The 13,439-nt window shown below is 67.1% G+C and carries 12 protein-coding genes and 1 pseudogene; 4 read left to right on the top strand and 9 right to left on the bottom strand.

Annotation, left to right across the window (positions count from 1 at the left end):
• Positions 1-69 precede the first annotated feature (69 nt).
• A complete protein-coding gene (locus MXB90_RS05210) occupies positions 70-621 on the top strand; it encodes an SH3 domain-containing protein (protein WP_250041964.1) in 552 nt (183 codons plus the stop codon).
• 51 nt (positions 622-672) lie between these two features.
• A complete protein-coding gene (locus MXB90_RS05215; RefSeq protein WP_250041966.1) occupies positions 673-1,560 on the top strand; it encodes a cation diffusion facilitator family transporter in 888 nt (295 codons plus the stop codon).
• 8 nt (positions 1,561-1,568) lie between these two features.
• On the opposite strand, the pseudogene MXB90_RS05220 reads toward MXB90_RS05215, so the two are convergent.
• From MXB90_RS05220 to MXB90_RS05245, 6 genes and pseudogenes are all read right to left on the bottom strand, one after another.
• Positions 1,569-3,586, bottom strand: a pseudogene (locus tag MXB90_RS05220) (M3 family metallopeptidase).
• Between the two features lie 30 nt (positions 3,587-3,616).
• Positions 3,617-4,660: a HesA/MoeB/ThiF family protein gene (locus MXB90_RS05225; RefSeq protein WP_250041969.1), complete on the bottom strand. Its 1,044-nt coding sequence runs from the start codon at positions 4,658-4,660 to the stop codon at positions 3,617-3,619.
• Positions 4,657-5,103, bottom strand: coding sequence for a dUTP diphosphatase (dut, locus tag MXB90_RS05230; RefSeq protein WP_250042346.1), 447 nt, complete (start codon positions 5,101-5,103; stop codon positions 4,657-4,659). The genes MXB90_RS05225 and dut overlap by 4 nt, the downstream gene beginning before the upstream one ends.
• Before the next feature lie 64 nt (positions 5,104-5,167).
• Positions 5,168-6,370, bottom strand: coding sequence for a bifunctional phosphopantothenoylcysteine decarboxylase/phosphopantothenate--cysteine ligase CoaBC (coaBC, locus tag MXB90_RS05235; RefSeq protein WP_250041973.1), 1,203 nt, complete (start codon positions 6,368-6,370; stop codon positions 5,168-5,170).
• Positions 6,371-6,427: 57 nt separating this feature from the next.
• Positions 6,428-7,228 carry a ChaN family lipoprotein gene (locus tag MXB90_RS05240; protein WP_250041975.1) on the bottom strand — a complete coding sequence of 267 codons (801 nt, stop codon included), beginning with the start codon at positions 7,226-7,228 and terminating at the stop codon, positions 6,428-6,430.
• Positions 7,225-8,103, bottom strand: coding sequence for an RNA polymerase factor sigma-32 (locus MXB90_RS05245; protein ID WP_250041977.1), 879 nt, complete (start codon positions 8,101-8,103; stop codon positions 7,225-7,227). Before MXB90_RS05245 ends, MXB90_RS05240 begins: the two co-directional genes overlap by 4 nt.
• A gap of 270 nt (positions 8,104-8,373) precedes the next feature.
• On the opposite strand from MXB90_RS05245, the gene MXB90_RS05250 reads away from it, so the two are divergent.
• Positions 8,374-9,888, top strand: coding sequence for a YifB family Mg chelatase-like AAA ATPase (locus MXB90_RS05250; protein ID WP_250041986.1), 1,515 nt, complete (start codon positions 8,374-8,376; stop codon positions 9,886-9,888).
• On the opposite strand, the gene gshB is transcribed toward MXB90_RS05250, so the two are convergent.
• Genes gshB through rsmI form a run of 3 tightly spaced genes read right to left on the bottom strand, consistent with a single transcriptional unit; the run spans position 9,889 to position 12,130 of the window.
• Complete coding sequence (gene gshB, locus MXB90_RS05255; protein ID WP_250041988.1) at positions 9,889-10,830, bottom strand: glutathione synthase; 942 nt, start codon at positions 10,828-10,830, stop codon at positions 9,889-9,891.
• A 59-nt stretch (positions 10,831-10,889) separates the two neighbouring features.
• Positions 10,890-11,249, bottom strand: coding sequence for a YraN family protein (locus MXB90_RS05260; protein WP_250041990.1), 360 nt, complete (start codon positions 11,247-11,249; stop codon positions 10,890-10,892).
• Positions 11,249-12,130, bottom strand: coding sequence for a 16S rRNA (cytidine(1402)-2'-O)-methyltransferase (gene rsmI / locus MXB90_RS05265; protein WP_250041991.1), 882 nt, complete (start codon positions 12,128-12,130; stop codon positions 11,249-11,251). The genes MXB90_RS05260 and rsmI overlap by 1 nt, the downstream gene beginning before the upstream one ends.
• Positions 12,131-12,226: 96 nt before the next feature.
• Here rsmI and MXB90_RS05270 point away from each other — a divergent pair, with 96 nt between their 5' ends.
• Positions 12,227-13,408 carry a penicillin-binding protein activator gene (locus MXB90_RS05270; protein WP_250041993.1) on the top strand — a complete coding sequence of 394 codons (1,182 nt, stop codon included), beginning with the start codon at positions 12,227-12,229 and terminating at the stop codon, positions 13,406-13,408.
• Positions 13,409-13,439: the final 31 nt, after the last annotated feature.

The following is a 13,439-nucleotide window of genomic DNA, read 5'->3' on the forward strand; positions in this document are numbered from 1 at the left end:
GTTATTCCAACTGACAGCGCAATTTTATTGCGCCGCCGACGGAACGAAGCGGAAATGATGGGACAAGGCATGAAACTGCGTTCGGCAATCATCGGGGTGGCGCTGGCCACCGCAGGGGCGCTGGCCGGTGCCGCGCTGCACGCGCAGGACACCGATGCCCCGCCCGAAAAGGTGGCCGTCAACACCCAGCCCGCGCGCGGGCCCGTGACCAACCTGCCGCTGCCGCGATTCGTTTCGCTGAAAGGGTCCGAGGGCAATGCCCGCCGTGGCCCGTCGCTGTCGCATCGAATCGACTGGGTGTTTCGTCACAACGGCATGCCGCTGCGGGTAACGGCGGAATTCGGCCATTGGCGCCGGGTCGAGGACCGCGATGGCGCGGGCGGCTGGGTGCATTATTCGCTTCTGTCGGGGGTGCGCAGCGTCATCATTCAGGACGACATGACCGAGCTGAAGATGCGCCCCGATCCTGCCGCCGGCGTTGCGGCCGTGGCCGAGGCGGGCGCGATCGCGCGGCTGGGCGAATGCCTGCGCGACTGGTGCCGGATCACCGCCGAGGGTGAAAAGGGCTGGGTGCAGAAGGCGCAGATCTGGGGCGTGGGCGCGGAAGAATTGCGTGACTGACCCGCGATTTCAGGATAGCACCGCCCGCGATCAGGCAACCCCGAGACCGCGATGCTATCCCAGACCGACCAGAACCGGCTGAACCGTTCCGCAGGCATCGCCTCTGTCGGGGTGGCGGGCATTCTGGTGGCGATGAAGCTTTGGGCCCTGGCGCAGACCGGGTCGCTGTCGATCGCGGCATCGCTGGCCGACAGCGCGATGGATCTGCTTATCTCTGGGGCGGGGCTGACCGCCATCCTGTATGCCCAGCGCCCGGCGGACGAAGATCACGCCTTCGGCCATACCTCGGCCGAAGATCTGGTGTCGCTGGGTCAGGCGCTGTTCGTTCTGGCCTCGGCCGGGGCCATTGCCTGGGTGGCGACGCAGCGCCTGCTGGCCGACACGACGCCCCCGCTGGCCGCCGAAGGCCCGGGCATCGCGGTGATGGTGGCATCGGCGCTGCTGACCGCCGGTCTGGTGCTGTGGCAGCGCAGGGTGGCGCGCCGCACCGGCAACCGGGTCGTGGCGGCCGACATGATGCATTATGTGGGCGATCTGGGGCCGACACTGGGCGCGATCCTTGCGCTGTGGCTGTCCAGCCGCTTTGGCCTGTCGGGCGCTGACAGCATCATCGCCCTTATCGCCGCCGCCATGATGGGGCGCGGGGCCATCGTGATCGGGCTGGGCGCCTGGCACGCGCTGATGGACCGCGCCGCACCGCCCGAGATCATCGAAGGCATCGCCGCAATCGCCGCCAGCTGGCCCGGTGTGCATGGGTTCCACGATCTCAAGACCCGCACCGCCGGATCGCGGGTTTTTGTGAACCTGCACATCGAACTGGACGGCGATCAAAGCCTGCGCGCGGCCCATGCCATCGGTGCCGGGCTGCGCCGCGCGATCATGCAGGCCTATCCGCAGGCCGATGTCATCATCCACAAGGATGTCTGGGGCGAAGGCTGACCGCCGGATCAGGCGACGTCCTGCAGGCCGCGCCCTTTCAACAGCGCCTCAACCCCCGGCATCCGGCCGCGGAACGCGGTGTAAAGTTCTTCCGCAGGGCGCGATCCGCCCGCCGACAGGATGAACCGCTCCAGACGTTCGGCGGTGGACGGGTCGAACACATCGCCCGCTTCCTCAAAGGCGGCGAAGGCATCGGCATCCATCACCTCGGACCACATGTAGCTGTAATAGCCCGCCGAATAGCCATCGCCCGCAAAGACATGGGCGAAATGCGGTGTGGCATGGCGCATCGCAATGGCATGGGGCATGCCGATTTCGGCCAGCACCTCGGCCTCGCGGGCGATGGGATCGGCGGGCGGCGCACCTTCATGGAAGGCCAGATCAACCAGCGCCGAGGCGACATATTCCACCGTGGCAAAGCCCTGGTCATAGGTCGCCGCCGCCAGAAGCCGGTCGCGCAGATCGACGGGCATCGGCGCGCCGGTCTGCCAGTGGCGGGCGTGACGGTCCAGCACCGCGGGCACATCCAGCCAGTGTTCATAAAGCTGGCTGGGCAGTTCCACGAAATCGCGCGCGACCGACGTGCCCGAGATCAGCGGATAGGTCACATCCGACAGCATCTGATGCAGCGCATGGCCGAATTCGTGGAACAGGGTGCGCGCGTCATCATGGCTTAGCAGCGTGGGCGCGCCCTTGGCGAAGTTGCACACATTGACGACGATGGGGCGCACCTCGCCCCCCAGCTTGCGCTGCGCGCGCATCGCCGAACACCACGCGCCCGACCGTTTCGACGCGCGCGCAAAATAGTCGCCCAGGAACACCGCCATGTGCCGGCCCTGACGGGTCACCTCCCACCCGCGGACATCGGGGTGGTAGAACGGCCCCTCGATCGGGCGGAATTCCAGCCCGAACAGCCGGTTGGCCACATCGAACATCGCGCCCAGCATCGCGTCCAGCGACAGGTAGGGCTTCAACGCGGTCTCATCCAGATCATGTTCGGCCTTGCGCCGCTTTTCCGCGTAATAGCGCCAGTCCCAGGGTTCCAGCGCGCCATTGATGCCATCGGCATTCAGCATCCGCGTCAACACCTGCGCATCTGCCAGCGCCTTGGCGCGGGCCGGTTCCCACACCTGCATCAGCAGTTCCCGCACCCGGTCGGGCCCGCCGGCCATTTCCGGTTCCAACTTGAAGGCGGCAAAACTGTCATAGCCCAGCAGTTGCGCGCGTTCCGCCCGCAGCGCCAGGATTTCGGCTGCAAGCGCGCGATTGTCGGTGTCCCCGCCATTGGCCCCGCGCGCGGCCCAAGCCGCACAGGCGATATGGCGCAGGTCGCGGCGGGGGAAAACTGCAAAAACGGCACGATCAATGACCGGTTCAGCGTCAGCACCGGCCCTGGCGCGCCCCGTTCCGCCCCCGCCGCGCGGGCGGCATCAACCACGAAATCGGGCAGGCCTGTCAGGTCTTCTTCCGCCAGCGGCCGGAACCAGCCCCGTTCATCGGCCAGCAGATTTTGGGTGAAGGCCGTGGACAAAACCGCCAGCCGTTCCTTGATCGCAGCCATCCGTTCCGCCGCCGCCCCTTCCAGCGCGGCGCCTGCGCGGATGAACATCTGGCGGTAAAGGTCCAGCACCCGCGCCTCTTCGGGCGGCAGGGCAAGGGTGTCGCGGTCGGTCCAAAGCGCCTCGATCCGGGCGAAAAGCGCGCGGTTCATCGTCACCTCGGACGAAAAGGCCGCCATCTTTGGCGCCAGCTCGCGCATCAAGGCCTCACGCGCGGGGGTGCTGTCGGCCCCGGCAAGGTTGTAAAACACCCCCGCCACCCGGTCCAAGGTCGCCTCGGCCAGTTCCAGCGCGGCGATGGTATTGGCAAAGCTGGGCGGATCGGGGTTATCGGCAATCGCGGCAATCGCCGCGCGCGCCTCGGCCAGCCCTGCATCAAAGGCTGGGCCGAAATGGTCATCCGACAGGGCCGCGAATGGCGGCAGGCCAAAGGGCCCGGTCCAGTCTTGCAGCAGGGGATTGGTCATCGCACTCTCCTCTCGTGCCAGTCTGGCCTGTCAGCTCTTGGCACCGCAAACGGCACAATCGGGGCGCGGCTTCACCGCGATCTGGCGGCTTTCACCCCATAGCGCATCGTGTATCAGCAGCCGCCCGCGCAGCCCCTGGCCCGCGCCGGTGATTTCCTTGATCGCCTCGGTCGCCATCATCGCGCCGACCACGCCGGGCAACGCGCCCACCACGCCGGCCTCGGCACACGACGGCGCAAGGCCGGGGGCCGGGGCCTCGGGGAAGACACAGGCGAAACAGGGCGCGCCGCGCGCCGGGTCATAGACCGACAACTGCCCTTCCCATTGCGCGATGGCGCCCGCGATCAGCGGCTTGCCAGCCGCCACCGCCGCCGCATTCACCATATAGCGGGTCGCGAAATTGTCGGTCCCGTCCAGGATCAGGTCATATTCGGCAAACAGGGCCGGCGCATCGGCCTCGGACAGGCGGCGGTTGTAGGGGCGCACCTCGATATAAGGATTAAGCGCCTTCATCTGCAGTTCGGCGGAAAAGACCTTGGGCATGCCGATGCGCGCATCGGTATGGATCACCTGCCGCTGCAGGTTGGAATTGGACACCACGTCGTCATCGATCACGCCCACCGTGCCAACGCCCGCCGCCGCCAGATACAGCAGCACCGGCGAGCCAAGCCCCCCCGCGCCCACCACCAGAACCTTTGCCCCCTTCAGCCGTTTTTGCCCCGGCCCGCCGATTTCACGCAGCATGATGTGGCGGGCATAGCGGTCCAGTTCCGCGGCGGAAAAGGAAGCCTTGGGCGCGGCGGCAACCTGGGGCGCCGCGGGACGCGCACGCGCCTTCACCGCCGCCAGGACAAGCCGATAAAGCCCCACCACCGCAAGGATCACGCCAAAGACCAGCCAGGCGCGGAATTCCCCCCCGGTCAGCCGGGCAAGGGGGGGCGATCCGACCCAGGGCGCATGGGCCCACAGGATCGCCAGCCACCAGACCCCGGCCAGGGCCCAAGGCTGCCAGCGCGGCGGCCGTTTCCAGACGGCCAGCGCCCAGATCGCCGCAAATCCCAAAAGCCCGATCATGCCGTCCCCGTCGAACCAAAGCCGCCCGCGCCCCGGGCGGTCGGTGCCAGATCCCCGGCCAGTTCAAAGCGCGCCTGCACCACCGGCGCGATCACCGCCTGTGCGATACGATCGCCATGGGCCACGACAAAGGGCTCGGCCCCAAGGTTGATCAAAAGCACCCCCACCGGCCCGCGATAATCGGCGTCGATCGTGCCGGGGCTGTTGGTCAGCCCGATGCCGTGCTTGAACGCCAGCCCCGAGCGCGGGCGGATCTGCATCTCAAACCCTTCGGGGATTTCCACCCGCAGCCCGGTGGGCACAAGCGCGCGGGCCATCGGCGCCAGAACAATCCCGACCGCCCGATCCTCGGGGCGCAGGTTGGCGCGCAGGTCGGCCCCTGCCGCGCCCGCCGTTTCATAGGTGGGCAGGGCGATGGCCGGATCGGCCCAATCCTCGCGCATGATCTTCACAACCGTCACATCTGCCCCTTTCACGGTGATCCGCTGTCCCGTCACGCCCCTGGCCCTAGCGATCCGCCAGCGCCTCGGCGATGCGTGCGGCAAGACGGCGGGCGACATCGTCCTTGGCCATGCGCGGCCAGCTTTCCGACCCATCGGCATAGATCAGCGTCACCGCATTTTCCGCCCCACCCATGATCCCCGTGTCGGGGCTGACGTCATTGGCCACGATCCAGTCACAGCCCTTGCGCACGCGTTTCGCGGTGGCATGGGCCAGCACGTCATGGGTTTCGGCGGCAAAGCCCACCACCAGCCCGGGCCGCCCCGCGTCCATCTGGCTGATCGTTGCCAGAATGTCGGGGTTTTCCGCGAATTCCAGCGCCGGCGCCTTGCCGGAACCGTCCTTTTTCATCTTCTGCCCGGCGGCATTGGCCACGCGCCAATCCGCCACGGCGGCGGCAAAGACCGCCGCATCGGCGGGCAACGCGGCCTGCACGGCCGCCAGCATCTGCTGCGCGGTTTCCACGCGCACCACATCCACGCCCGGCGGCGGGGGCACGGTGGCGGGGCCGGTGACAAAAGTCACCCGCGCGCCCAGATCGCGCAGCGCCGCAGCCAGCGCCGTTCCCTGCGCCCCCGAGGATCGGTTGGCTATATAGCGCACCGGATCAATGGGTTCATGCGTCGGCCCCGAGGTCACCAGCACATGCCGACCCGCCAGCGGACCATCGCCCAGCGCCGCACCGATCGCAGCACGGATCGCATCGGGCTCGGCCATGCGGCCGGGGCCGAATTCGCCACAGGCCATCGCGCCATCATCCGGGCCCACGATCCTGATCCCGTCGCCCTGCAAGGTGGCCAGGTTGCGCCGGGTCGCGGGATGGGTCCACATCCGCACATTCATCGCAGGCGCCAGCAGCACCGGCTTGTCCGTGGCCATCAGCAGCGTCGAGGCAAGATCATTGGCAAGCCCCGCCGCCATCTTGCCCATCAGGTCGGCGGTGGCCGGCGCCACCACCACCAGATCGGCGCTACGGCTAAGCTGGATATGGCCCATCTCGGCCTCTGACGTCAGGTCGAACAGGTCCCGATGCACCTTTTCCCCGGCTAGGGCCGAAACGCTTAGCGGGGTCACGAATTCCTCGGCCGCGCGGGTCAGCACCGGCACGACACCCGCCCCCGCATCGCGCAGCCGCCGGATCAGATCCAGCACCTTGTAGGCCGCAATGCCGCCACCGATGATCAGGAGTATCTTCTTGCCCGCCAGCATCCCCGCCTCCTACGCCTTGCGCCACAAGCTTTAGGCCCCGGCACCGCCCGGCGCAAGTTAGCGCAGTGCCGCGCAGGGGTCTTCGCGCGGGGTGGGCTCGGTCACGATCCACAGATCGAAGGGCTGCGGCCCGTCCGCCGGGGCCTCAAGCTGACCCAGCGACAGAACGGAAACCTGCGGTGCGGCGCGCGCGATCATCGCCGGAACGCCGCGATCGGTGCGCGCATGACCCGACCCGGTAATCACCGCCACCGGACCGCCGGTCTGTTCCAGCGCCTGGATCGCGGTGCGCGCAAAGGCGGCATCGCGCAGCCGCTGCGCGGCCACCATGCCGGGCAGCATGTCGGCTGGCAAGGCATCGCAATGGGCGGCCATCTGTTCGGCCTCTTGCGCGGCCTGTTCGTCCGTTGGCAGGGCCTGATCCAGGCCAAAGGCGGGGGCGTCCGGGCCAAAGACCGCCGCGGCGCCATCGGCCATGGCGCGGCGCACCTCATCGCGCGGCAGGGCGGCGCCATAGATCGCGGCCTGGGGGGCGGCGGTGAACAAAGGCGCATACATCACGAAATCCGGCCAGCCGGATGCGTTCCAGTCCAGCACCGCGCCCAAGCCCGCCGCATCGGCGCGCAGATCCGGCGTCACGCGGGCCGCCTGTTCGGGGCTGAGCATCTCAAAGACGATGGCGCGGGGGGCCAGCGCGGCAAGGGCCGCCGCTTGGTTCACGTGATGGGTGGGGTTGTCGTGAACCTCGCCCAGAACCACGATATCGGCGCGCAGATTGCCCAGATCCTGCGGTCCGATCTGGGCGGCGGACACAGGAACGGCGGCGCAAAACAGCCAAGATGCAAGAAACGCTTTCATGAAAAGAAGTGCTGCACCGCGCTGCCATGAGTTTCAAGGCTTTTGCGCATCTTGGTGAAGGCCTGAACCTCAAGCTGGCGGATGCGTTCCTTGGACAGGCCCAATTCCTCGCCCAGCGATTCCAGCGTGCGGGGGTCATCGCGCAGGCGCCGTTCGGTCACGATAAAGCGTTCCCGCGGGGTCAGCCGGCCCATCGCCTCGCCCAGCCAGTCGCGCATCAACGCCATGTCATGGGTTTCGGCAACCGTGTCCTCGGCCCGTGCGCCATCATCTTCCAGCGCCTCGATCCATTCGCGCCCCTCTTCATCCGAGGATTGCGTGGCGTTCAGCGAGAAATCCGACCCGGCCAGCCGGCCCTCCATCATCTCGACATCGGCCAGCGGCACGCCGATCGTCTCGGCGACGCGCTGACGCAACTGCGCGCCATCCAGCGTCACCCCCTCGGCCTCGGCCTCGCGTTCCAGCTGGGCCTGCACCCGGCGCAGGTTGAAGAACAAGGCCTTTTGCGACGATGTCGATCCGGTGCGCACCATCGACCAGTTGCGCATCACGAAATCCTGGATGCTGGCCTTGATCCACCAGACCGCGTAGGTGGAAAACCGCACGCCCCGGTCGGGGTCGAACTTGTCGGCGGCCTTCAGCAGACCCAGGCTTGCTTCCTGGATCAGGTCATTCATCGGCGCGCCATAGCGGCGGAATTTCGACGCCATCGAAATCGCCAGCCGCATATAGGCCGACACCAGCCGCTGCATCGCCGCTACGTCGCGCCGGTCACGCCAGGCGCGGGCAAGTTCGATTTCCGTTTCCGCATCCAGAAGCTCTGCCCGCATCGCGCGGCGTGGCAGGGTTTCATCCGTCATTCCGTCGAGTGCCATCTGCAGTCTCCCAGGCCATTGCCCTTGCTGTTGGCGTGCTCTTCTTCAAACACTATGCCTGATACGGCGGGGGGAGTCTTGCGGATCACCCCGGGCTCACGGAAAAGTTCGATTTCAAATGTGGAATTGGCAGGGTGCAGGCCCTGCCCCCGTTCGGGTGGGGACGAATCTGCCGCTAGGGGTGCGTGTTACCCGCTGCACCAGGGCTGCGTCATTAACCATTCATCAACCAATCTTCCCCTATGCCTGATCCGAAGACAGGAGGCTGGGATGGTGGCACGGGCCTATACGGTGGCCTTCGAAGGCATAGAGGCCCGGCTGGTCGAGGTGCAATGCGCGCTGGCCCCCGGAATGCCGGGTTTTGCCATCGTCGGCCTGCCCGACAAGGCCGTATCCGAGGCGCGCGAACGCGTCCGCGCCGCCCTGGCCGCGCTTTCCATCGCGCTGCCGTCCAAGAAAATCACCATCAACCTGTCGCCCGCCGATCTGCCGAAAGAAGGGTCGCATTTCGACTTGCCGATCGCGCTGGCGCTGCTGGCGGCGATCGACATCCTGCCCAAGGAAGAGGTCGAGGCCAGCGTCGCCATAGGCGAGTTGTCACTCGACGGACGGCTGGTGGCGGTCGCGGGTGCCCTGCCCGCCGCCATGGCCGCCGCCGAGGAAGACCGCAGCCTGATCTGCCCGGCCGCCTGCGGCGCCGAGGCCGCATGGGTCGGCGCCGTCACGGTCCATGCGCCAGCCTCGCTGACCGAGGCGATCCGGCATTTCACCGGCCAATCCCCCCTGCCCGCCGCCCGTCCGGGCGAAGTGACCGCCGCCGCCGCCGCCCGCGACCTGCGCGATGTAAAGGGCCAGGAAAAAGCCAAACGCGCGCTGGAAATCGCCGCGGCAGGGCGCCACCACCTGCTGATGGTCGGCGCGCCGGGGTCGGGCAAATCCATGCTTGCCGCCCGCCTGCCCGGCATCCTGCCCCCGCTGTCCCCCGCCGAGGCGCTGGAAACCTCGATGATCCAGTCGCTGTCGGGTCTGATCCGCGAAGGCGGGATCTCTCGGTCCCGCCCGTTCTGCGAACCCCATCACACCGCCTCGATGGCTGCGATCGTCGGCGGTGGCCGCGGCGCCAAACCGGGCGAGATCAGCCTGGCCCATAACGGCGTTCTGTTCATGGACGAATTTCCCGAATTCCCGCGCGCCGTGCTGGAAACCCTGCGCCAACCGATCGAAACCGGCGAGGTCGTCGTCGCCCGCGCGAATGCCCATGTGCGCTACCCCTGCCGCTTCCTGCTGGTGGCCGCGGCAAACCCGTGCAAATGCGGCTATCTGGGGGATGCCTCGCGCGCCTGTGCGCGGGTGCCGGCCTGCGGCGAAGACTATCTGGGGCGCATTTCGGGGCCGCTGATGGACCGCTTCGACCTGCGCATCGAGGTGCCGCCCGTAGCCTACGCCGACCTGGACCTGCCTGCAACGGGCGAGGATTCCACCACCGTCGCCGCCCGCGTCCAGGCGGCCCGCACCCGGCAGGCAGAACGCTTTGCCAATCTGCCCGGCATCCGCGTCAACGCCGAGGCCGAAGGCAGCGTGCTGGAACAGATTGCCACCCCCGACGCCGAGGGCCGGGCCATGCTGAGCCGGGTGGCCGAACGGTTCGGCCTGTCCGCACGCGGCTATCACCGGGTGCTGCGCGTCGCGCGCACCATCGCCGATCTGGACGGCGCGGAAACCGTCCGCGCGCCGCATGTGGCCGAGGCCGTCGCCTACCGCCTCAGCCTGCGGGCCGGGCAGTGATCAGGCGCGCTTGGCCTCAATCACCTGCCAGATCTTTTCTGCGACATTGACGCCGTCAAAACGCTCCAGCTCCTGAATGCCGGTGGGTGAGGTCACGTTGATCTCGGTCAGCCAATCGCCGATCACATCGATCCCCACGAAAATCTGCCCCTTCTCGCGCAAAAGCGGGCCGATTGCCGCACAGATTTCACGGTCGCGCGCGGTCAGGCCAATCTTTTCGGGCCGACCGCCGACATGCATGTTGGATCGCGTTTCGCCCTTTGCGGGCACGCGGTTGATCGCGCCGACCGGCTCGCCATTCACCAGAATGATCCGCTTGTCGCCCTTGCTGACCGCCGGAATGTATTTTTGCGCGATCAGCGGTTCATTGTTGATGCCGATGAACAGCTCATGCAGCGAGGCAAGGTTGCGATCATTCGGGTCAAGCCGGAACACACCCGCGCCGCCATTGCCGTAAAGCGGCTTCAGGATGATGTCGCCATGCTGCGCCTTGAAATCACGGAGGGTGTTCAGATCACGCGCGATCAAGGTGGGCGGTGTCAGGTCGGGGAAATTCAGGACCAGAAGCTTCTCGGGATAGTTCCGAACCCAGAACGGATCGTTCACCACCAGTGTCTGCGGATGGATGCGGTCAAGAATGTGGGTCGTCGTGATATAACCCATGTCGAAGGGCGGATCCTGCCGGAGCCAGACCACATCGCAATCGGCCAGATCGACCTCGACCTCATCGCCCAGCGTGAAGTGATTGCCCTTCTCTCGCCGGAGTGTCAGCGGCCAACCGCGCGCCAGAACACGCCCCTCACGGTAAGACAACCGTCCGGGCGTGTAATAGAACAGCGTGTGACCGCGCTCTTGTGCCTCAAGGGCAATGCGGAAGGTGCTGTCGGCGTCAATGTTGACCGCGCCGATCGGGTCCATCTGGATCGCAACTTTCAAGGCCATCTGCGCCCCCTTTCGTTGCGCTCTTGATGGCCCAGCGCGACGCGTAACGCAATGTCCCGTCAGCCCGGGGCAAACGCATTTTCCACGATGTCGATCCGACCGATGGCATCGACCAGCGCCACGTCAAAGCGCACTTCGGTCAATTGACCCATCGGTTCCTTGCCGATGAATTCTGCGGCGGACGCATGGATACGGCCCATCTGACGGGGCGAAAGCCGTGCCGCAGCCTGGGCATGGGTCCTGGCTTTCTTTACCTCGATGAACACGATCCGGTCGCCTTCCCGTGCGATCAGATCGACTTCGCCCCCGAAACGCCCGCGCCAACGGGTCGCGGCGATGCGCCGCCCGGTATTGACGTAATGGGCGGCAACCTGGGCCTCGGCCGCCAGACCGGCATGATAGGATACAGCACCCGACATCACTTTCTCTCCAGCGCAAGCGCCCTTTGGTAAACCTCGCGCCGGGGCAAGCCCAAGGCTTCGGCCACCTCTGCAGCGGCATCTTTCACACTCATCCGCGCCAGGCGTTCGGACAGGGCCTGGTCGACATCCTCGGCACTTGCCTGGCGCCCGCGCGCGCGGTCGACCAAGACCACGATCTCCCCTTTGACGGGCTGCCCGGCGAAGGACTCGGCCAATTCCCGCAGGCTGCCACGGCGCACCTCTTCGAACCGTTTCGTCAATTCCCGGCAGACCGCCGCCTCTCTCTCTTCTCCGAACTCTGTCACAAGGGCATCTAACAATTCGCTAACGCGCTTGGGCGATTCATAAAAAACAAGTGTCGCAGGCACATTTGCGAATTCGCGCAGCCATTTGCGCCGGGCACTGTCCGTATTAGGGGCGAAGCCTGCGAACAAAAACCGATCCGATGGCAAGCCGGAAACCGTCAGCGCGGCCAGCACCGCCGATGGCCCCGGCGCGGCCAGCACCGGGTGACCTGCCGCGATTGCCGCCCGGGCCAGCTGAAACCCGGGGTCCGCCACCAGCGGGGTTCCCGCCTCCGAGGCATAGGCCACGCTTTTCCCTTCCGCCAGCGCGCGCAACAACTTGGGGCGCGCCACCTCGCCGTTGTGATCGTGATAGGCGATCAGCGGGCGGTTGTTCAGCGCGACGCCGTGGATGTCCATCAGGTGGCGCAGGGTGCGCGTATCCTCGGCGGCAATCACATCGGCCTGTGCCAGGATGTCCAGCGCGCGCAGCGTGATGTCACGGGCCGCCCCGATCGGGGTGGCGATGAAATGAAGTCCCGGGGCCAGTGCGCCCGGCGGGGTTCCGCCGGAATGCCGCGTCTGCAGCGCCATGTTGATCTTCCTCGCCCCTGCCAAGTTTACTTGTGTTCGGGAAACGCTTACGGTTTTCCGATATTGCCTGCCGATCCATCACCAGAGGATAGCTTCATGTTTGCCCTTTTGCGCGCCCCCCGCAAGCCCCTGATGCGAATCACGGCCCTGATGTCCGCATTCTGGCTGGCCGCCTGTGAGCCCGTCTCGACCGTCGGCGGCAATGCCGGCCAGCGGATCGAACCGGGCACCGCGGTGCAGGTGGCGCTGCTGGTCCCCGCCGGATCGGGCAGCGCGGGCGAAGAGACGATCGCCCGGTCGCTACGTCAGGCCGCGGAACTGGCGATCGCCGATCTGCAGGGGGTCGACATCGACCTGCGCGTCTACAACACCGGCGGCAATGCCGCGCAGGCCGCCCAGGTCGCCACGCGTGCCGTGGATGAAGGGGCCAAGATCATCCTTGGCCCGGTCTTTGCCGAGGCCGCGAATGCCGTAGGCCTTGCCGTGGCGCCGCGCAACGTCAACGTGCTGTCCTTCTCGAACAACAGCGATATTGCCGGCGGCAACGTCTTTGTCCTGGGCCCGACCTTCCCCAACACGGCCGAACGGCTGGTGTCCTATGCCGCGTCCAAGGGCAAGCGGCGGATCATGCTGGTGCATGAACAGACCCCGGCCGGTGAAATCGGCGCCCGCGCGATCGAGGGCGCCATCGGCCGGTCCGGCGCAACGCTGGCGGGCAAGGCGGGCTATCCGTTCTCGCAGCAGGGCGTGATCGGCGCCGTGCCGGGCATCGCATCGCGGGTGAAGGCGGGCGATGTGGACGCGCTGTTCCTGACGGCCGACACCGCGGGCGCGCTGCCGCTGCTGACGCAGATGATGTCCGAACAGGGCGTCGACCCGGCCGCGACCAAGTTCATCGGCCTGACGCGCTGGGATATCCCGCCCGCGACGCTGGCCCTTCCGGGCGTTCAGGGCGGCTGGTTCGCCCTGCCCGATCCGGCGCTGAACCAGCAGTTCCAGTCGCGCTTCCAGGCGGCCTATGGTGAAGCGCCGCATCCGATCGCGGGCCTTGCCTATGACGGGATTGCCGCGATCGGCGCGCTGGCGCGGTCGGGCCGCCCCGATGCGCTGACCCGTGCGGGCCTGACCCAGGGGTCCGGCTTTGCCGGTGTCAGCGGTGTGTTCCGCCTGCGTCCCGATGGCACCAATGAACGCGGTCTGGCCGTGGCCGAGGTGCGCAACGGCCAGGTCAGCGTGATCGATCCGGCCCCGCGCAGCTTCCGGGGCGCCGGGTTCTGACCCTGGTCCCCCGATCCGCGAGCGGGCCGCA

The sequence above is a fragment of the Phaeovulum molybdatiresistens genome (assembly GCF_023544865.1).
Classification (GTDB): Bacteria; Pseudomonadota; Alphaproteobacteria; order Rhodobacterales; family Rhodobacteraceae; genus Pontitalea.